Source organism: Oryzihumus leptocrescens, assembly GCF_006716205.1.
Classification (GTDB): Bacteria; Actinomycetota; Actinomycetes; order Actinomycetales; family Dermatophilaceae; genus Oryzihumus; species Oryzihumus leptocrescens.
Map to the genome: position 1 here is coordinate 1,680,669 of NZ_VFOQ01000001.1, position 18,914 is coordinate 1,699,582.

Below are 18,914 nucleotides of genomic sequence, written 5' to 3' on the forward strand. Positions count from 1 at the left end.
CGACGGCGACTCCCCGCCCGTGCACCTGTATGAGAGGAAGGCCCGAGCATGAAGACCCTGAACGTGGGCGACCAGGCCCCCGACTTCGAGCTGCCCGACCAGGACGGCACTCCGACCCGGCTGAGCACCCTGCTGCTCGACGGGCCCGTCGTGCTGTTCTTCTACCCCGCCGCCATGACCGGTGGCTGCACCCAGGAGAGCTGCCACTTCCGGGACCTCGCGGCGGAGTTCGCCGCCGCCGGCGGACAGCGCGTCGGCATCAGCCGCGACGAGGTGTCCGCGCAGAAGCAGTTCGCCGACACCCACGGCTTCGACTACCCGCTGCTGTCCGACCCGGACGGCACGGTCGCGGCCGGGTTCGGCGTGAAGCGGAAGCTCGTGTCCTACGTCAAGCGCGCGACCTTCGTCATCGACACCGACCGCACCATCCGCGAGGTGGTCAGCAGCGAGACCAACTTCACCACCCACGCGGACAGCGCGCTGGAGGCCCTCAAGGCCCTGCAGCGCCGCTGACCCCTTGCCGAGAGGGACGCTCTTCGGGTTTGAGCTCACGCCAACCCTGAGGAACGTCCCTCTCGGCGCCAGGAGTGGTCGGTGGCGGGGACGACGAAGGGCGCCCCACCAACCGGCGGGGCGCCCTTCGCGCGAGGACTGAGGGTGTCAGCCCGCGACCGTCGCGCCGTTCTGCGGGGCGATGCTGAACTGCACGGTGCCGGACTCGTCGACGGCGGCGTCGAGGACCTGCTCGCCGAGGGCCACGGCCGCGGTCTCCTCGAGGTAGACCTTCGCGCCGCCCTCCTCGACGACCTGGTCGCCGGGCTCGGGCGCCTCGACGGGGGCGACGTCCAGGCCCTGGCCGCCGGCGACGTTGGGGCTGAAGCGCAGACCGGCGCTGTCGGCGGAGCTGGTCTGCTCGGTGATGGCCTTGACGATGGTGCTGGCGTTCTCGGTGAGGGTGAGCACGAGCTCGCTCTCCGTTCCGTAGCGTGCGGGGACCACTCCACCGTTTCGCACATGCCGGAATGACACAAATCGGGACAGAGCGGTCACGCCGTGTGACGCATGCCCGCGTCAGGGGTGAGCGGGGGCCGTGTGGGTCGTCGTCGGCTTCCCGGTCGGGTGGGGGCCGGCCTGAGTGGGCGTGCTCGTCGGGCGGTTCGTGGGGGAGGGGGTCGTCGGCGCCGGGGTGGGGGCCGTGGTCGGCGAGGCAGAGGTCGGGTGCGGGGCCGGCGCCGCAGTGGTCGTGACCGGCGCGGGCCGGGGCACCGGCGCCGTGCCCCCGCTTGCGGCCGGGGAGACCGACGTGCCGGGCGCGGTCATGGTCGGGGTGGGCGTGGCCAAGGGCCTGGGACGGGTCGTGGGCATCGGCCGGTGGGCCGCGGCCGCCGGTCCGCGGCGCAGCTGGCCGAGGACGTCACCCGGCGTACGGCCGGGAGCGTCGGCGGGCCCGGCAACTGCGACCCCCACGACGGCGGCCGCAGCGAGGGCACCGAGCCCGGCGACGACCGGCGCCGTCCGGACCCGGACGCCCACGCGCTCACGCTGACCCTCGGTGCCGCGCCGGCGGCGCATCTGCGGGCTCAGGTCGGCTCGCATCGCCGCCAGGCTGTTGCCCGGAGCAGCCAGCAGTCCGACCGCGTGCCAGACGAGCAGGAGGGCCACCACGCCTGCGGCGAGGGTGAGATGGCGCACCGAGGCCGCGGCGGTGACCAGCAGCAGGAGGCCGGCCAGCGTCTCCACCTTGTTGGCCCGCACGGCATCCTGCAGGGAGGGCTGCTCGCGGGTCTTGGGGGTGCGCAGGAACACGCCCTCCGGCTGGATGAGCCCGCGCACGGACGCCATCGCGACCGTGAGGCCCAGGGCGAGCCACAGGCCGAGGGCGCCGACCGCGTCGCGCCAGCCCGCCGTCGAGCGCAGGCGGAGTGCGGCGAGGGCGCGACCCACCCCGAGGACCAGCAGCAACGGGGGGAGCACCAGCAGCACGCCGCCGACGCGACGCAGCACCAGGCCCCCGCCCAGCGCCAGGTCGGCGGCGCTGACCAGCAGCAGGGCGGCGAAGGAGAGCCCGAGCAGGTCGCTGAACCACTGCAGGGCGCCGGAGAGGTAGGCCCAGCGCTGCGCCAGGGTCATGTGGTTGTCCGGCGAGCGGTCCCACGGCATGAGGGAGCGCCAGTGGGCCTTGAGGATCTGCATCCCGCCGAAGCACCAGCGGAACCGTTGCCGCTTGAGGGCCTCGAAGGTCAGCGGCATGACGCCGTGGCCGTAGGGCCGCTCCACGTGCTGCCCGGTCCAGCCCGCGCGCAGCATCTTCAGCGAGACCTCGGCGTCCTCGGTGATGCACCACTCGTCCCAGCCGCCGACGGACTCGAGCGCGCTGCGGCGGATCAGCCCCATGGTCCCGCCGAAGATCGCCCCGTCGACCTCGTTGCGGCTCGACTGGGACACGGCGAAGAAGTACTCGTAGGAGAAGAACAGGCGCCGGAAGTAGCTGCTGTGCTTCCACTGCCGGTAGTTCTGCGGCGTCTGCACGAAGCCGAGGTCCTCGCGCTGGGCGAAGAGCGTGGCACAGCGCTGCAGGTAGTCGCGGTCCACGATGTAGTCCGCGTCGACGACACCGATGACCTCGGCGCGGGGGTCGGTGGCGTGCCGCAGGACATAGTTCAGCGCCCCGGACTTGTATCCCGGCCAGTCCTCGAGGTGCACGAACCGGATGCCGTGCGCGTCGCAGAAGTCCCGCACCGGGTGCCACAGCGCCGGGTCCTGCGTGTTGTCGTCGACCATGACGACCTCGTAGTCGGGGTAGTCGAGCCTCAGCAGCGAGGTGAGCGTCTCGATGACCATGTCCGGGGGCTCGTTGTGGGCCGGCACGTGCAGCGAGACGAAGGGGTGCCGGCTCGGGGTGCCGGTGTGGCCCCGCGGGCTGCGCCGCGGCCAGTCTGTGCGCGCGGCCACGTCGACGACCTCCCACAGGAAGGCGGCACCCAGCACGAAGGTGACCAGCTCGAGGGCCCAGAGCACCAGGCCGGCCGCGGTGCCGACGGCCCCCCGGCCGGGGGCCAGTGAGTACCCCAACATGAAGGCCAGGTAGGACGCCGCCATGGTGGTGCTGGCCGACCACGCGGCATGGCCCCGCCAGCTCCACCGGCGGGTGAGGGGCAGCCAGGCCACCGTGGCCGCCGTCAGGGCCAGGGCGGCTACCGCTGCCGGCCCGGTACGCGCGCCGAGCAGCACCAGCGCCACGGGGCCGGAGGCCAGCAGCAGCGAGCTGAGCAGCAGCGTCAGGACGCGCCCGGTACCCGGCCGCTCCCGGCGGGAGGGTGGCGCGACGAAGAGCGCCAGCGTCGTGACGAGCGTCGCCGCCACGGATGCGAGGAAGACTCCACCGGAAGCGGCCACGACGTTCACGGCGTAGGACCATACGCGGTCAAAAGGGACATTCGAGCGCCGGCTGGGCTACCCGCTGGTAGGGGAGGCGGCCCTGGAGGACCTGGACCGCCCAGCCCCAGGGCTACTCGACGCTCAGGCCGGCCACCTGCGCGAGCAGGTCGTAGGAGCGCCGCCGCGCGGCCGGGTCGTGGACGTTCGTGGTGACCATCAGCTCGTCGGCGTCGGCCTCCTTGGCGCGGCGCTGCAGCGCTTCCCAGACCACGTCGGGTGTGCCGACGGTAGCGAAGCGCGAGAACGCCTGCGCCAGCTGCTCCTCCTGCACGGTCCACGGGTGCGCGGCGGCCTCCTCGGGCGAGGGCAGCGGTCCCGGCCGGCCCTGGCGCAGGCGCACCATGGACAGCGCCGCCGCCCGGCCCAGTGCCTGCGCCTCCTGGCCGGTCTCCGCCACGATCGCCGCGACGGCCAGGATGGCCCGCGGGGCGTCGGGGTCGCCGGGGCGCCCGGAGGGGCGGAAGCCCTCGCGGTAGAGCCGGATCGCCTCGGCCGGGTCGGCCTCGCCGAAGTGGCCGGCGTAGGCGAAGCCGGTGCCGTAGGCCGCCGCGGCCTGGGCGCCGTACAGGCTGGACCCGAGGATCCACACCGGCGGGAGGGCCACGTCGGTGGGCTGGGCGACGATCGGCGCGAACGGGTGGTCCTCGGGGAAGCCGTCGACGTAGCCGAGCAGCTCGGAGTACTGCTGCGGGAAGTCGTTGGCCGCCAGCGCCTCCCGGCTGCGGCGCAGCGCGAAGGCCGTGAGCTGGTCGGTGCCCGGCGCCCGGCCGATGCCCAGGTCGATGCGCCCGGGGTGCAGGCCCTCGAGGACGCGGAAGGTCTCGGCGACCTTGAGCGGGGCGTGGTTGGGCAGCATGATCCCGCCCGCGCCGACGCGGATCCGCGAGGTGGCCGCGGCGACCGTCGCGATCATCACCTCGGGGGCGCTGCTGGTGACGCTGGCGATGTTGTGGTGCTCGGCCACCCAGAACCGGGAGTAGCCGGCGGCCTCGGTGCTGCGGGCCAGCTCGACGGTCTCGTGCAGCGCCTGCGACGGCGGGCGACCGGAGGGGACGGGGGACAGGTCCAGGACGGAGAGCGGGAGGGTCACGCGAAGGGGCAACCGGGCGCGGGCACGCGTTGTTCCCCCGGGGCTGGTTCGCCGGTGGTGTGTGCCGCGGTCGCCCCGCCCGTGGCCTGCGCCGGAGGGCATCGGCGCACGAGTAGGGTCCGCGGCGTGCGCGACCTGACCCTGCTGCCCAAGGCCCATCTGCACGTCCACCTGGAGAGCACGGTGCGCTGGGAGACGCTGCGGGAGATCGGCGACGCCAACGGCGTCCCGGTGCCGGAGCACCTGGCCGCAGGTCGCACCCGCTTCACCGGCTTTCGCGACTTCGCCGACCAGAACGCGCTCGTGCGCGCCTGCCTGCGACAGCCCGGGGACTTCACCCGCATCGCGCGGGAGTTCTGCGAGGACGCGGCAGCTGACGGCACGGCATACGCGGAGGTGACCTTCACCGCGGCGGCGCACGGTGAGCGGCTCGGCGACCCCTCGATGCCGCTGGAGGCGGTCCTGGCCGGCCTGCGCGAGGGGGAGGCGGCGCACGGCGTCACGACCGGGGTCCTGCTGGACCACTCGCGGCGGCGGCCGGTGGAACGGGCGCGGCGCACCGTGGACCTCGCGCTCCGGCACCGCGACGACGGCGTCCTCGGCTGGGGCGTGGCGGGGGAGGAGACCTATCCGCTGGCGCCGTTCGAGCCGCTCGTCCGGGAGTCGGCCGAGGCCGGGCTGCGCCTCGTGCACCACGCGGGCGAGGCCTGCGGCCCGGACAGCATCCGGGAGGCCATCCGTGCCGGGCGGGCCGAGCGGCTGGGGCACGGCATCCGGGTTCTGGACGACCCGGAGCTGGTGGCCGAGGTCCGCGACCGCGGCATCGCGCTGGAGGTGTGCCCGTCCTCCAACGTGGGGCTCGGGCTCGTCCCCGACTGGGCGGTCCACCCGCTGCCCCGGCTGGTCGACGCCGGCCTGCGCGTCACGCTCAACACCGACGTGCCCTCGGTGCTCGGGGTGAGCCTCAGCGAGGAGTATGCGCGGGTCCGCGCCACCTTCGGCTGGGGTGACGACCAGCTCGCGGACCTGGCGCGCACCGGTGTCGACGCGTCGTTCGTGCCGGCGCAGCTGCGCGCCCGGATGCACGCAGGCATCGACGCGTGGGCGTCGATGCCTGCGGGATGAGCAGGGTGGCCGGGGTCAGTTGCGGCCGAGCGTGGGCGCGGCGACGGCGTCGAGGTAGCCGGCCACGTCCGCGGCGCTGTTGAAGCGCCGGTCGTACGGGAGCTGGTTGAGCTGCCACAGCACCTCGCTCGGGGTGCGGCGGCGCAACGCCAGCACCATGAGGTCCTCGGCGGTGACCGGGTAGTGGACACCTGTGAGGATCCTCGCCAGGTCCTCACGGGAGCTGGACCTCGTAGCGCTCTGCTGGGCCTGCAGCATGTCGTCTCACCTTCGCCGTCGGTGCCCCTCTGGTTACCCACGAAATGGACATCTCAACCGGGGCGGCCGGGCATCCGGCGCAGTCGAGCGTCGCGGGTCGTCGGGGCGGTGTCCCTACCGTCCCAACGGCCCACACGATGCCGTAGTGCCGAAGGTCCCGACCATCGTCCGAAGGGACGAGATCACGCTCGCGCGGCAGGGTGAGCGAGGGGTGACCGGGGGGTGAGCGCGGGATGAGCAGGCAGCGTCCGACGGGGGAGCCGGCCGTTGCCGGACCACGGGGTCAGGATGGCGTCAGGACAGCGTCAGCTCGCTCACCGCGCTCAGCACCGGCCCCGCCTGCGGGTCGTGGCGGGTCTGCTCGAAGCGCACCCCGGCCGAGCGTCCGTGCAGGGTCAGCGTGGCGATCTGGTCCCCGAAGAACGGCCCGCACAGGCGGCGCCACTCGATCGGCACCGCCGGGACGTGCGAGACGCGCTTGAGCAGGAACCGCACCGACTTCTCCGTGGCCCGCCACCAGGTGATCCGGAAGACGACCTTCATGAACCACGGCACGTAGTTGTGCAGCGGCGAGCAGGTGAGCTGGTAGACGGCGCTGTCGAGGTCGCGCGGGAAGTCGGCCCGCGCGGCATACGCGTGGTGGACGTCGCCGGAGAGCACGCAGATGGTGGCCGGCGCGCGACCGCTGGGTGAGGTCTCGCCCCGGCCGACGCGGGCGAACAGGTCGGTGAGCCAGTCGAAGGACCTGCGGAACGCCGCCCAGTGCTCGAGGTCGGCGTCCCGGCGTGCCTTCTCGCCCCAACGCGCCAGCCGGCGGCCCTGCACCCCGCTGGCGAGTCGCTCGTCCCAGGACTCCACGTCGTGCAGGGCGCGCGGCAGCAGCCAGGGCAGGGACGTGCCGACGAGCAGGTGGTCGTAGTCGCCCTGCACCTGCTCGGCCACCCAGTCGAACTCGCGCTCGGAGAGCATCGAGCGGGCCTCGCCGTCGAGCATGCGCCCGCACCGGGAGTCCAGCACCAGCAGGCGGACGGGGCCCAGGTCGCGCCGGAACGACCACTGCGCGCCCTTGTGGCCGTCGGCCTCCTTGTCGGCGGCCGTGGCGAACTCGCGCAGCAGCTGCTCGGCGTCACCCTCGTGGGCCCGCACCTTCTGGTAGAGCGTCTCCTGCTCCAGTCCCTGCGGTGAGAGGTTGCCGAGGTGCTGGTAGACCCAGTACGACGACAGGCCACCGATGATGCGCTCCTGCCACCAGTCGGTCGCCTGCATCTGGCGGCGCCACGACCCGGAGGTGTTCCAGTCGTCGCGCACGTCGTGGTCGTCGAAGATCATCGAGCTGGGGATGGTCGAGAGCAACCAGCGCACCTGCGGGTCCGACCACGACTCGTGGTAGAGCCACGTGTACTCCTCGAAGTCCCTGACCTCCAGGCCGGGCGCCTGGTCGGGGTCGCGGCGCTCGCGGATGCGTTGCTGCGTCGCCTCGGAGGTCTCGTCGGCGTAGACCTGGTCGCCGACCAGCAGCAAGGCGTCCGGCCAGCTCTCCACCGGCAGCCGCATCACGCGGCGGGCGTAGGCGTCCAGCGCGTCCGGGTCGAAGTGGTTGTCGTCGCCGACCGCATCGGGCGTGGCGTAGCGGCAGGAGCCGAACGCCAGCGTCACCTCGCGGCCGGGGGACAGCGTCCGGATGCGTGAGGGCGGGTATGCCGTGTCCGCCGGTGGCCAGACCACCTCACCGTCGAGGGACACCTGGTAGTCGGTGACCGAGCCGGGTGCCAGGCCGTGCACCGTGACCAGTGCGTAGTGGTGCCCGGCGACGGTCCACGTGCGCTCGGCGTGGCCGAGGACCTCGACGGTGCAGGGCGCGTCGGTCTCGACCCAGACGGTGGCGTCCTCCTCGCCGACGTGTCGCAGCAGCGGGCCCAGCAGCAGTCGGCTCATGGCGTAGGTCTACCACCCGGCGGACGTTCCCGGCCGTTCCCACGCGTCGCTGGTGGGGCTACCCCCGCGACAGCCGGGTGTCATCACCCCTGCGGCTCCTGCATCGGGGCGAGCCGGCGCTGGTGCCGGGGGCCGACGCGCGCGAGCGTCTGGGGGCCGCACGGTCGAGGGAAGCGGCCTGCCCCGTGGGGCCGCCCGTCCCTCACGAGGCATCTCATGGCTGGATCCCCACCTCCCCTGCGCGCCCCCGCCGTGCTCGGCGCGGCGGCCCTGCTCCTGGCGACGGGCTGGCGGGACCCCAAGCCCGGCCGAAGACGACGGTGCGGACGACCTCAGCGCCGGCGCCGGCCGGCGTGTCGGGGGTGCCGTCGGCGCTGCGGTACGCGGTCGGGCGGATCCCGGCATACCGTCCCGGCGTGGTCTCCGACTGGGTCTGGAGTGACCGCTCCGGTCACTACGGCGCCACGAACCTCGCCACCCGTGAGGTGACGATCTCGCCTCGCGGGCCCGCCGGCATCCTCTACTCCGTGGTGGTGCACGAGTACAGCCATGCCCTGGCGATCGGGGTTTACGGGAGCTCGGCCGGCGCCGACGTCGCGCTCATGCGCACCTTCGGGGGCTCGGCCGGGACGGCGCGGGAGCGGGCCGCCGACTGCATGGCGATCGTGCAGGGCGCGACGTGGGCCAACTACACCTCGTGCGGCAGCAGCGCGTGGCGCGCGGCGGCGCGGGTGCTGGTGTCCGGGAGACGCCTGTGACGGCGGTGCTCAGCAGCCGGGGCGGGTGACCATCGGGGTCGGCCCCTTGGGCGGGGGCGGCACTGCGGCCTCTGCTGCTGGCACCAGGGTCGTGTAGGCGTTGCCCAGGACGAGGTCCACCGTGGCGCCGGTCCGGGGCAGGAGCACCATCTTGGCGTCCTGGACCTGGCGTGCCAGCAGCCGCGCGGCCGGCTCCCCGTCCTCGCCGTAGCGGACCTCGGCCGTGCCGAGGACGACGCGGGTCGGGTCGTTGCCGACGTGGGCGACGTGGAACCCTCGGGTGCGCTCCTCGGCGGCCACGGTGCTGGCCAGGCCGGTGCGGAAGGTCGTGTTGAGCACGTTGACGGTGACCTTGCCCGGAGCCGGCATGGGCAGCGGGGGCGCCGGCTTGAGCGAGTGGAAGTCCGGGCCGAGCACGAGGTCCACCCCGGTGCCGGTGCGCGTGTCGTTGACCAGCCGGGCGTCGGCGACCAGCCCGGCCACGAGGAGCGCGGCGTCCAGCCCCTTGTCGCCGTAGCGCACCTCGGCCGGCGTGCGGACCACGCCCTGGGCGGGGTCGTTGGTGACCTTGCCGATCCGGTAGCCCCGACGGGCCAGGACCCTGGAGGTCTTGTGGGCCAGGCCGGCGCGGTCGCTGCCGTTGTAGACGTTGAGCACGAAGCTGGCCGGTTGTGGGGCGGGGACGGCCACCGGGGTGCAGGTCTGCCCGGCCGCGATGGCCGACGGACGCCAGCCGCTGTAGTAGGCGGCCGAGTAGCCGAAGGCGAGGACCATGAGGGACAGGACCGACACCAGGACGACGGTGTGCCGGCGGCGCAGGCGACGGGTGCGCTGGACTCGTGGGGAATCCTCGACGTCGTCCACTGGTCCACCCCCTCCCACACTTGCCGAGCGCGCGCCATCCTCTCCGATGATCGCGCGGCGCGCCTGTCCGGGTAGGGACTTCCGGGCAACGAAGTGGTTGCGGTTCCACGGATCGGACGCCTGCGGGGCGCAGACCTGGGCCGGCCGGGGCCGCCATGCCGCGAGCAGCAGGCTGTCTCACCCGTCCACCTGATGTGCGCGGGGACGACCGGGTCTTGACTGGTCCCATGCAGTGGGCCGTGGTCCTGGTCGTCGTCCTGGCGTTGGCCTTCGACGTGTCCAACGGGTTCCACGACTCCTCCAACGTCACCGCGGCGATGGTCGCGACGGGCGCGGCCACGCCGGGTGGGGCGGTCGCCCTCTGCGCCGTGTTCAACCTGCTCGGCCCGGTCCTCGCCGGCACGGCGGTCGCCGACACCGTGGGCGGGATCATCAAGGTGAACCCGGCGAGCACACTGGGCATCCTCGTCGCCGCGCTGGGCGCGGCGCTGACGTGGAACCTGCTCACCTGGTGGCGCGGGCTGCCGTCGTCGTCCTCGCACGCGCTGGTGGGTGGCCTCGTGGGGGCGGCCGTGGTCGACTCCGGGGTCTCCGCGGTCAACTGGGGCGGTCTGGAGGGCATCCGCCCGGTCGGGGTGTGGGGCGTGCTGGTCGGGCTGGCCGTCTCCCCGCTGGTGGGGGCCCTGGCCGGGTGGGCGGTGGAGCTGCTCGCCCGGCGGTCCCTGCGCCGCGCGCGGCAGACGGTGCAGAAGCCCATCCTCCGCTCGGAGTGGGTCACCGGCTCGGCGCTGGCGTTCTCCCACGGCACGAACGACGCCCAGAAGACGATGGGCGTGATCACGCTGGCGCTGCTCGTCTCCGGGCAGGTCCACGCCTTCGTCGTGCCCCTGTGGGTGAAGGTCGCCTGTGCCACCGCCCTCACCGTCGGCACCGCCGCCGGGGGGTGGCGCATCGCCAGCACCATCGGCCGCGGGATCTACCGGATCCGGCCGCTGGACGGCCTGGTCAGCCAGGGCTCGAGCGCCGGGGTGATCGGCGTGGCCGCGTTCCTGGGCGCGCCGGTCAGCACCACCCACGTCGTGGCGTCCTCCGTCGTCGGGGTCGGGGCGGCGCAACGGCGACGGCACGTGCGCTGGCCGGTGGTGCAGGAGATCCTGCTGGCCTGGCTGGTGACCCTGCCCTCGTGTGCCGTCATGGGCGCCGTCGGCGGGCTGGTGGCCCGGGGGCTCGCGTGAGACGGCACTGGTTCCTGCCCGAGACGCCCGATGTCATCGGCACGCTCTCACGCCAGGCCGAGGTCACGGTGACGGGCCTGACCGCGATGGTGGCGTGGGCCTGTGGCGCCGGGACCGGGGCGCCGGTGCGCGAGGCGGAGCACCAGGCGGACGCCATCCGGCGGGAGCTGGCCGGACAGCTGCGCGTGGCGTTCAGCACCCCCGTCGACCAGGAGGACCTCTTCACGCTCTCCGAGCGGCTCGACATGGTCCTCAACACGGCCAAGAACGTGGTGCGGGAGGCGGAGGCGCTCGAGGTGACGCCCAACCCGGCCCTGGCCGACATGGCCGCGATCGCTCTCGACGTGGTGCGGGAGCTGGCGGCGGCCCTCCCGGCCCTGGCGGCCGACCCCGACCAGGCCACGACGCACGCCGACGCCGCCGTCGCCGCCGAACGACGCATGGAGAAGCGCTACCGGGCCGCGATGCACGACTCCCTGGCCATCGCCGACCTGCGGGCCTCGGTGAACCAGCGCGAGATCTACCGCCGCATGCTCGAGCTCGGCGAGGCGGGGGTCCGGGTGGCCGACCGGGTCTGGTACGCCGTGGTCAAGGAGGGGTGAGGCGGCCGCAGGGGGAGGACCACGGAGGGGGGGAGGGACGGCACCCGGGACACGGCATACCGGGACGGCGAAGGGGGCGCACCGCGACGGTGCGCCCCCTTCCGGTGTTGCGTCGCCCGGACCTCAGCGGCCGACGACGTCCACGTCCGCGGCGCGCACGTAGGCCACCCGGTGCCCGAAGGACACCTCGTAGTAGCGGTCCTGGCCCACGATGTCGACGTGGTCGCCGGGGGTGTCCGGCGAGAACGTCTTGGCCTTGTAGTAGTCGGTCGGCACTGCTGCGTCGGTGAGCACGTACCGCTGGCCGGGCGCCATCGAGTACTGCAGCGGCACCACCGCCTGCGGGGACTCCCCGGCCGGGTAGGCCGACGCCTCGGGGTAGGCCCGGCCGTAGACCGGCACCGAGGTGCGCCCGGCCTTCGGGGTCACCATCAGGCCGCCGACCGCGATGGCCGTCGGCTCGTCGACGGGGTTGCGGAACCACGCCTTCTGCCCGAGGTACCAGACCGCGGTCCAGTCACCCGAGCGGTCGGCCACGGCGTACTCCACCCCGGCGGTGGCGCGGGCCCCGATGTCGGCGACCTCCGTGGTGCTGGGGCTGCCGTCGGGGTGCAGCCCGATGTCGCTGACGAGCGGGGAGGACGCGTCGGGAGCGGTGTGCAGCGGGACGAAGTTGGTCCCCTGGGCCGGGCACGGCGCCCCGGCGGTGGTGCACCCGGTCACCGGCTGGATGTTGTCCTCGAAGCCCGGCAGGATCCGCACGACGTCGTGGCCGGGCGCGCCGTGACGCGCCGAGAGCGGGGCGCCCATGAGGGCGAAGTAGTGCTCCCAGTCCCAGTACGGGCCCGGGTCCCAGTGCATGCCGCGCACCGTCGACGGGGTCGTGCCCGGCACCTGGTCGTGGCCGATGATGTGCGCCCGGTCGCGCGGGATGCCGTACTCGTCGGTGAGGTGGCGCACCAGGCGGGCGGAGGCGCGGTACATCGGCTCGGAGTACCACGTGGCGCCCTGGGCCGCGAAGCCCTCGTGCTCGATGCCGATCGAGTGGGCGTTGACGTACCAGTTGCCGGCGTGCCAGCCAACGTCCTTCGGGTCGAGGTGCTGGTCGACCTGCCCGTCGGAGGAGCGGACGCTGTAGTTCCACGCCAGATAGGTGGGGTCCTGCACGAGCTTGAGCGTGGTGCCCCAGCTGGCCTCGGTGTCGTGGATGACGATCGTGGTGAGGCGCGGGGACGCCGGTCGGTGGGCCACGTCGTGGTTGCCGTACTGCCCGGCGCCCGGGCCGTACTGCGCGTAGGGCGCACCGACCCACTCGCAGCCCAGGCCGGGCGGGCAGTCCAGGCGCGGGTCGGTCCGCGGGGCCGCCAGGTGCAGCCGGGACACGTCGGCCCGCCGGGGCGTCGCCGCGGTCGGGGCGAGGCTGACGTCCTGGCCGTCCGCGGTGGTGCGGGCCGCGCCCGCGGCCAGCACGGCATACACGTCGTCGGCGAAGGTGACCGCCGTGTCGCGCTCGGGTGAGCCGCTCGCCTCGGCGACGCTGGCGTACCACGCGCCAGGGTCGGAGGAGGTGCCCGAGGGCAGGCCCAGGGCGCGCTGCTCCTGGGCGAGGAGCGCGGCGCCGCCGAGGATGTTGGCCGAGGGGTCGTCCCGCAGCACCTGCGGGTTCACCCCCAGCAGGTCCGCGGCCCGCCCGAGGGTGTCCGCGTCCAGGCGGCGCTCGCCACCGGCCGGGATGCCGTCGCGGCCGTCGCGCTCGAAGGCCGCCCCGTCGACGAGGTGCATGGGCCCGTAGCCGCCGTCGGTGCTGTGCTGGCCGGCGTGGCCCTCCCAGCGGGTCCAGGAGTACGAGACCGCCTCGAGGACGGACTGCGGAACGCCGAACTGCGTTGCGGCGCGGGCGAAGGCGTCCTCGCGGGCGTGCGGCCCCGTGGACCCTGAGGTTGGCCCGGGGGAGCCTGCGGCCGGGACAGCGGGGCTGGCCGTGGCCGGCCCGCCGGGGGCCAGCGCGAGGGCGGCCGCGAGGGCGGCCACCGCGCCGAGGGCGGCCGCCCGCCCTGACGCTCTGCGGGTGATGGTCATGGAGGGCCTTCCGGGACGTCGACGGGACACGCTGCCCGGAGTCAACCATTGGCGCGGCAGGCCCGCTCGTCGGAGGTTTCTGCCACGACGCTGCCGTGGGCCAGCCAGGCGACCTCGACCGCGGCGCCGGCTGGGGTTCGGGACCCAGCGGTGCTACGGTTGTGGTGGTTGACGTTGCAGTTCCTCTCAGGACGAGCCCGCCTTGATCGGCGGGCTCTTTTCGTAGGGCCAGCACTTCGGTGCCCGGCCGTGGGTGTTGCACCAGCCAGGAGCTCCCCGTCCGGGGACGGCTCCATCGGCTAATCAGGAAAGAGTTACTCCCATGGCACAAGGCACTGTGAAGTGGTTCAACGCGGAGAAGGGCTTCGGCTTCATCGCCCAGGACGGCGGCGGCCCCGACGTCTTCGTCCACTACTCCGCGATCGAGACCAACGGCTACCGCTCCCTCGACGAGGCGCAGCGGGTCGAGTTCGACCTCGCCCAGGGCCCCAAGGGTCCGCAGGCCGAGCGGGTTCGCGCGCTCTGATGCACCGGCCGCCCTTCGGCGGCTGAGCCACGAGGCCCCCGTCCCTTCCCAGGGACGGGGGCCTCGTCGTGTCGTGGGCGCCGGCTCAGTCGGCGGTCGCGGACGCGCCAGAGGTTGAGGCGGTGGCCCGACGTCGCCGGCCGACGCGGCGGCGGGCACTGGTGACCTCCCGCTCCATCGAGGCCAGGTCCGCCAGCCGGGTGGCCCGGGCCCGCAGCTGGTCGCTGAGGGCCTGGTAGTCGGGGCTGAGCACGGTCAACGGCCCGCGGTCCTTGAGCGTGGCGAAGATCCCGTCATTGCTCACCACCATCACCCGCAGCTGCCGGGCCGGGATCGCCGTGGCGGCGTCGAGCAGGACGTGGTCGGCCAGGTCCTGCCCGTCGTCGACGGCCCGGGCGTGCTCGATGAGGTCGCCGAGGTGGGGCCGCGCCCGGCGTACCGCGTCGTGCTGGCCGGCCATCGTGACGTGGTCGAAGCGCCGGGCCAGCTCGGCCAGCGCGGTGATGCGGTCCTGCCAGCGCACCCGTCCCGCGCGCAGGTTGTCCAGGTCCACCAGCAGCAGGGTGGGGGCGCCGGAGGCGGCCCAGACCGGGTCCTGCTCGACCCACAGCCGCACGGCCTCACCGAGGTCGGTGACGTCCTCCGGTGGCGCTGCTGCTGCCCGGCCGGGCGGCCGGGTGCTGGAGCCGCCCGCGGGTCGGGTCCGGCTCGGGCGACCGGACCGGGGCTCCGGCCGGCCGGCGGGCAACCGCGCCGGCGGCACCGGGATCCAGTCGTACTCGTCCCACTCGGGGGCCTGCCCACCTAGACCCATGCGTGCGCCGTCGATATGTCCACTGGCCCAGCATCCCGCATGGGTCCGGCCGGCGCGCCCGCGCCTACCTGCACGGCGCGTCGGCCGGATCTCGAAAGTGGCGCGGGGGCATACCCCTGCCCGCGGCCGGTGGTCGATGATGGGTGGGTGCACGGCGACGGCAACGGCTGGACCTGGTGTGCCCACGGCCACCGTCACTGGGGCGTGCACGGCGCGGCCGGGTTGATGGTGCGCAGCCTGGACGCCCACGGCGAGCCGCGGATCCTCATGCAGCACCGGGCCTCCTGGACCGCCCACGGCGACACCTGGGGGCTGCCCGGAGGTGCCCGCGACAGCCACGAGAGCCCGCACGAGGCGGCGCTGCGCGAGGCGGCCGAGGAGACCGGCATCGTCGGCGGCTCGGTGCAGCTCGTCGACGAGCTCGTCGACGACCACGGCGGCTGGTCCTACGTGACGGTCGTGGCGCAGGCCCCGCACCTGCTGGCCGTGCGGCTCAACGCCGAGAGCGAGGCGCTGCGCTGGGTCCGGGAGGCGCTGGTGGACCAGCTCCGGCTCCACCCCGGCTTCGCGCGCACCTGGCCGCGGCTGCGGGCCCTGGGCCGGGCGGGATGACCGGGCGGCGCTGATGCGCAGGCGCGGCGACCGGACCGGCCGCGGGGACACCCGCCGGACCGTCGCGCTCTTCCGCCACTACGCGGGCACGCAGGGTCGCTCCATGGTGTTCGCGGTCGTCCTGCTCACCCTCGAGGCGCTCACCGCCGTCGCCCTGCCCGCCCTGATCGGCACCCTGATCAACGTGCTCAAGGACGGTGCCCGCTGGCAGCTGTTCGCCTGGAGGCCGGCGGCAGGCTCCACGATCGTGGTGCTGGCCGGCGCGATCGTCGTCGTGACCGCCGTCAACAGCGTGTCCGACTCGATGGCCGAGATCTCCCTGGCCAAGGCGGGGCGCACCCTGGGCTACAACCTGCGGGCGGCGATGTTCGGCCACCTGCAACGGCTCTCGCTGGCGTTCCACCTGCGCCGGCGCACCGGTGACGTGCTGAGCCGGATCACCAGCGACGTGCAGGCGCTGGAGGAGTTCGTCTGCGACTCGGTCAGCGACCTGCTCGGCAGCGCCCTGCTGCTGGCCGGCACGATGGCCTACCTGCTGTGGAAGTCCTGGCGTATCGCCCTGCTCGCCCTGGTGGTCGTGCCGGTGCTGGCGCTGATGTCCAACGCGTTCGCCCGGCGGATCAAGGAGGCCTCCAAGGAGCAGCGCGCCCGCGAGGGCGACCTGGCCTCGACCGCGCAGGAGATGCTCTCCTCGATCAGCGTGGTGCAGACCTACGGCCGCGGCGACGTCGAGGAGCGCAAGTTCGCCAGCGAGAGCAGCTCGGCGATGGCGGCGATCCTGCGCACCGCCCGGTTGGAGGCGCTGTTCAGCTTCACGGTGAGCATGCTTGAGGCCGTCGTCATCGCCGCGGTGGTGCTGATCGGCAGCCGGCTGGTCGGCGCCCGGGTCATCGACGCGGGCCTGCTGGTGGCGTTCATCCTGCTGATCCAGGGGATGTTCAAGCCGACCCGCCGGATCATCAAGGAGTGGAACACCGTCGGCAAGATCTACGCCAGCGTCGAGCGGATCTCCGAGCTGCTGGAGCGCAAGCCCGCGGTCGTCGACACCCCGGACGCGGTCGAGGCCCCGCCGCTGCACGGGCACATCGAGTTCCGTGACGTGAGCTTCGCCTACCAGCCGATCGGCGAGCAGGACGGCGACGACGCCCCGCTGCGCACGGCGCTGGACCAGGTGAGCTTCTCCATCGAGCCCGGCGAGGTGGTGGCCCTCGTCGGCCACAGCGGCGCCGGCAAGAGCACCATCGCCCAGCTGCTGCCCCGGCTCTACGACCCCCACGCCGGAGCAGTGCTCTTCGACGGCTACGACATCCGGGCGTTCACCATCGCCTCGTTGCGGGCGCAGATCAGCATGGTGCTGCAGGAGACGGTGCTGTTCACCGGCACCGTCGCGGACAACATCGCCTACGGCCGGCCGGGCGCGAGCCGTGAGGAGGTCGTGGCCGCGGCGAAGCTGGCCAACGCCCATGACTTCGTCACGGCCATGCCGCAGGGCTACGACACCGCCCTCGGCGAGCGGGCGGCCACGCTGTCGGGCGGTCAGCGCCAGCGGCTGGCCATCGCCCGGGCGTTCATCCGGGACACCCCGGTCCTCGTGCTCGACGAGCCGACCACCGGCCTGGACGCCGAGTCCACCCACCTGGTCGGCCAGGCGCTCGCCGGCCTGGTCCGCGGCCGCTCGACCGTGATCGTCTCGCACGACCTCAACCTCATCCGCGACGTGGACCGGATCCTGGTCATCTCCGCGGGCCGGGTCCTGGAGGAGGGCACCCCGGCTGACCTGCTCGAGCGCGGCGGGCTGTATGCCGACCTGTACGTGCGCCAGTTCGGCCAGGCCATGGGGGTGGGTGCGACGACGGCTGACGGTGCCGGCCGGGTCGAGGAGTTCGAGGCGGCCCTGGACGAGGCGGTGCCGCTGCCGGCGACGGTGGAGACCTTCCGCCGGCTCACCGGCCGCGCCGTGGCCCCCGCCGGCGTGGCCCTGGAGCAGAGCGACCTCGACCCGCTGCGCGCGCCGGCGCTGGGCCGGGCGCTGCCCGGGCTGACCGGGGCCCTCGACCCCGACGCGATGGGGCCGCGGCTGCAGTCCCTGCTGCGCGAGTCGTGGGCGCTGGACTGGTGCACCCCCGGCAAGGCCGTTGTGGAGCCCCGGGCCGGGGCCACCGTCCGCTACCGCGTCGGGCTGCGGCACGTCGCGTCCGGCCACACCGTGGAGACCCTCGTCGGCGGACGCGTGTTCGCCGCGCCCGAGCTCGCCCAGCGCTGGCACGCCGCCACCGTCCCGCTGGTGGAGCAGGCCGCCGGCCACGAGGACCTGGCCCCCTTCGCCCGGCCGGCCGCGCTGGTGCCGGAGCTCTCGCTGGTGCTGCACGCCTTCCCGGTGGACCCCGACCTGCCCGGCCTGGTCGGTGCCACGGACGTGGCCCGGCTGACCCGCGCCCTGGAGCCCGGCCTGGCCGCGTCGCTGGACGGCCTCGGCCTGGAGGCGTGCCGCACCGGGGTGGTTCAGTACGCCCGGCGCGGGCACGCCGTCCTGCGCCACGAGCTGGTCTGGCGGATCGGGCCGACCGGCCGCACGGTCAAGCAGGTCGTCTACGGCCGGGTCGACGCCGACGACCGTGGCCGCCTCGTCGGCCGGGTGGCCACCGCCCTGCGCGGGCATCTCGAGGCAGCCGGGGAGGCGGCGCACCCCTTCCTCGTGCCCCGGCTGCAGGGGCAGGCCCCCGACCTCGGCCTGGTCCTGCTGGAGGCGCTGCCCGGCACCCCGCTGCTGCCAGGACTGGTCCGTGCCCAGCACGCCGGCGCACCCGCGCCGGGCCCGGGGGAGCTGACCGTGGAGTCCGCCACCCGGGCCAGTGCGCGGATCGCGGCGACGTGGCACGCCTGCGGCCTGCGCCTGGGCCCCACGCGCACCCTGCGTGGGGACGTGGACGCCCTGGGCGAGGACCTCGACGCGGTCGCCCCGCTGGCGCCGGCCCTGGCCGCCCGGCTGCAGACCCACCTGTCCGCGGTGCTGGCGCTGGGGATGGGGGAGGGGCCGGCCGGGTTCGCCCACGGCGACCTGACGCCCTCGCGGGTGATCTTCGACGGGCCGATGAGCAGCGTCGTGGACCTCGGGCACACCTGCACCGCCGACCCGGCCCTGGACGTCGGGCAGTTCGTCGGGCACCTGGCGGTCACCACGCGCAAGGCACGCGCGGTGACCGGCGCGGGGTCGGCCCCCACCGGCGAGGACCCCGAGCGGCTGTTCCTGGAGACCTACCTGGCCGCTGACCCCAGGGGCGCGGACGCGCTGCTGGCCCGCGTCACGGCATACCGGCAGGTGTCCCTGGCCCGGCTCGCGCTGCGCAGCTGGTGCCAGCTCAAGCCCGACCGGCTGGCCCTGGCCCTGGCGGCGCTGGAGGCGCCACTGCCGGCCGACCTGAGGGTCCGCGCCTGAGGTCTGAACCGACCTAGTCCGAAACACGTATCCACTTGTGGTGCAAGGGGTTCAGCGGTGCGTTGACACCCCTCGGCAACGGGTTTTGGATGGTTTGGTCCGCCGTGGACACCGGACTGAGCCGCCACGTCGAGCGGAGCTG

General features: G+C 74.0%; 16 protein-coding genes. 8 read left to right on the forward strand and 8 right to left on the reverse strand.

Features of this window, described 5'->3' with window-relative positions; translation table 11 throughout:
* Positions 1-48: 48 nt before the first annotated feature.
* The gene (locus FB474_RS07925) at positions 49-513 is read left to right on the forward strand and encodes a peroxiredoxin (RefSeq protein WP_141788152.1); all 465 of its coding nucleotides are present in this window, start codon (positions 49-51) and stop codon (positions 511-513) included.
* Positions 514-660: 147 nt separating this feature from the next.
* Here the strand turns inward: FB474_RS07925 and FB474_RS07930 are convergent, their stop codons facing one another.
* The 3 genes from FB474_RS07930 to FB474_RS07940 all read right to left on the reverse strand — a co-directional run bounded on the left by FB474_RS07930 (position 661) and on the right by FB474_RS07940 (position 4,528).
* Positions 661-963, reverse strand: coding sequence for a Fe-S cluster assembly protein HesB (locus tag FB474_RS07930; protein WP_141788153.1), 303 nt, complete (start codon positions 961-963; stop codon positions 661-663).
* Between the two features lie 108 nt (positions 964-1,071).
* Positions 1,072-3,405 (reverse strand): glycosyltransferase, encoded by a 2,334-nt coding sequence (locus tag FB474_RS07935; protein ID WP_141788154.1) that lies wholly within the window; start codon positions 3,403-3,405, stop codon positions 1,072-1,074.
* 103 nt (positions 3,406-3,508) lie between these two features.
* On the reverse strand, positions 3,509-4,528 hold the full coding sequence (locus tag FB474_RS07940; RefSeq protein WP_221632482.1) for an LLM class flavin-dependent oxidoreductase: 1,020 nt from the start codon (positions 4,526-4,528) through the stop codon (positions 3,509-3,511).
* Between the two features lie 126 nt (positions 4,529-4,654).
* Between FB474_RS07940 and add the strand changes: the two genes are divergently transcribed.
* Entirely contained in the window at positions 4,655-5,653 is a 999-nt protein-coding gene (gene add, locus FB474_RS07945; RefSeq protein ID WP_141788156.1) for an adenosine deaminase, read from the forward strand.
* A 15-nt stretch (positions 5,654-5,668) separates the two neighbouring features.
* Here add and FB474_RS07950 read toward each other — a convergent pair whose 3' ends face one another.
* Positions 5,669-5,911 carry a DUF2795 domain-containing protein gene (locus tag FB474_RS07950; RefSeq protein WP_141788157.1) on the reverse strand — a complete coding sequence of 81 codons (243 nt, stop codon included), beginning with the start codon at positions 5,909-5,911 and terminating at the stop codon, positions 5,669-5,671.
* Between the two features lie 294 nt (positions 5,912-6,205).
* Positions 6,206-7,846, reverse strand: coding sequence for an alkaline phosphatase D family protein (locus tag FB474_RS07955; protein WP_141788158.1), 1,641 nt, complete (start codon positions 7,844-7,846; stop codon positions 6,206-6,208).
* A 320-nt stretch (positions 7,847-8,166) separates the two neighbouring features.
* On the opposite strand from FB474_RS07955, the gene FB474_RS07960 reads away from it, so the two are divergent.
* Positions 8,167-8,604, forward strand: coding sequence for a hypothetical protein (locus FB474_RS07960; protein ID WP_141788159.1), 438 nt, complete (start codon positions 8,167-8,169; stop codon positions 8,602-8,604).
* Positions 8,605-8,613: 9 nt separating this feature from the next.
* Here the strand turns inward: FB474_RS07960 and FB474_RS07965 are convergent, their stop codons facing one another.
* The gene (locus tag FB474_RS07965) at positions 8,614-9,468 is read right to left on the reverse strand and encodes a LytR C-terminal domain-containing protein (protein ID WP_141788160.1); all 855 of its coding nucleotides are present in this window, start codon (positions 9,466-9,468) and stop codon (positions 8,614-8,616) included.
* 227 nt (positions 9,469-9,695) lie between these two features.
* On the opposite strand from FB474_RS07965, the gene FB474_RS07970 reads away from it, so the two are divergent.
* Both FB474_RS07970 and FB474_RS07975 read left to right on the forward strand, forming a co-directional pair.
* Positions 9,696-10,703 (forward strand): inorganic phosphate transporter, encoded by a 1,008-nt coding sequence (locus FB474_RS07970; protein ID WP_141788161.1) that lies wholly within the window; start codon positions 9,696-9,698, stop codon positions 10,701-10,703.
* Positions 10,700-11,305 (forward strand): DUF47 domain-containing protein, encoded by a 606-nt coding sequence (locus FB474_RS07975; protein WP_141788162.1) that lies wholly within the window; start codon positions 10,700-10,702, stop codon positions 11,303-11,305. Before FB474_RS07970 ends, FB474_RS07975 begins: the two co-directional genes overlap by 4 nt.
* 123 nt (positions 11,306-11,428) lie before the next feature.
* On the opposite strand, the gene FB474_RS07980 is transcribed toward FB474_RS07975, so the two are convergent.
* On the reverse strand, positions 11,429-13,384 hold the full coding sequence (locus tag FB474_RS07980; protein WP_141788163.1) for an N-acetylmuramoyl-L-alanine amidase: 1,956 nt from the start codon (positions 13,382-13,384) through the stop codon (positions 11,429-11,431).
* A 322-nt stretch (positions 13,385-13,706) separates the two neighbouring features.
* On the opposite strand from FB474_RS07980, the gene FB474_RS07985 reads away from it, so the two are divergent.
* A complete protein-coding gene (locus FB474_RS07985) occupies positions 13,707-13,910 on the forward strand; it encodes a cold-shock protein (protein ID WP_141788164.1) in 204 nt (67 codons plus the stop codon).
* 85 nt (positions 13,911-13,995) lie between these two features.
* On the opposite strand, the gene FB474_RS07990 is transcribed toward FB474_RS07985, so the two are convergent.
* Complete coding sequence (locus FB474_RS07990) at positions 13,996-14,724, reverse strand: hypothetical protein (RefSeq protein ID WP_141788165.1); 729 nt, start codon at positions 14,722-14,724, stop codon at positions 13,996-13,998.
* Between the two features lie 147 nt (positions 14,725-14,871).
* Between FB474_RS07990 and FB474_RS07995 the strand changes: the two genes are divergently transcribed.
* Both FB474_RS07995 and FB474_RS08000 read left to right on the forward strand, forming a co-directional pair.
* Complete coding sequence (locus FB474_RS07995; protein WP_246092088.1) at positions 14,872-15,336, forward strand: NUDIX domain-containing protein; 465 nt, start codon at positions 14,872-14,874, stop codon at positions 15,334-15,336.
* Between the two features lie 103 nt (positions 15,337-15,439).
* Positions 15,440-18,772: an ABC transporter transmembrane domain-containing protein gene (locus FB474_RS08000; protein ID WP_185746093.1), complete on the forward strand. Its 3,333-nt coding sequence runs from the start codon at positions 15,440-15,442 to the stop codon at positions 18,770-18,772.
* The last annotated feature ends 142 nt before the right edge of the window (positions 18,773-18,914 follow it).

Bases quoted from the DNA above. Each gene is read 5' to 3' on its own strand.
- FB474_RS07925 (WP_141788152.1), top strand. From the start codon at position 49: ATGAAGACCCTGAACGTGGGCGACCAGGCCCCCGACTTCGAGCTGCCC.
- FB474_RS07950 (WP_141788157.1), bottom strand. From the start codon at position 5,911: ATGCTGCAGGCCCAGCAGAGCGCTACGAGGTCCAGCTCCCGTGAGGAC.
- FB474_RS07955 (WP_141788158.1), bottom strand. From the start codon at position 7,846: ATGAGCCGACTGCTGCTGGGCCCGCTGCTGCGACACGTCGGCGAGGAG.
- FB474_RS07970 (WP_141788161.1), top strand. From the start codon at position 9,696: ATGCAGTGGGCCGTGGTCCTGGTCGTCGTCCTGGCGTTGGCCTTCGAC.
- FB474_RS07980 (WP_141788163.1), bottom strand. From the start codon at position 13,384: ATGACCATCACCCGCAGAGCGTCAGGGCGGGCGGCCGCCCTCGGCGCG.
- FB474_RS07985 (WP_141788164.1), top strand. From the start codon at position 13,707: ATGGCACAAGGCACTGTGAAGTGGTTCAACGCGGAGAAGGGCTTCGGC.
- FB474_RS07990 (WP_141788165.1), bottom strand. From the start codon at position 14,724: ATGGGTCTAGGTGGGCAGGCCCCCGAGTGGGACGAGTACGACTGGATC.
- FB474_RS08000 (WP_185746093.1), top strand. From the start codon at position 15,440: ATGGTGTTCGCGGTCGTCCTGCTCACCCTCGAGGCGCTCACCGCCGTC.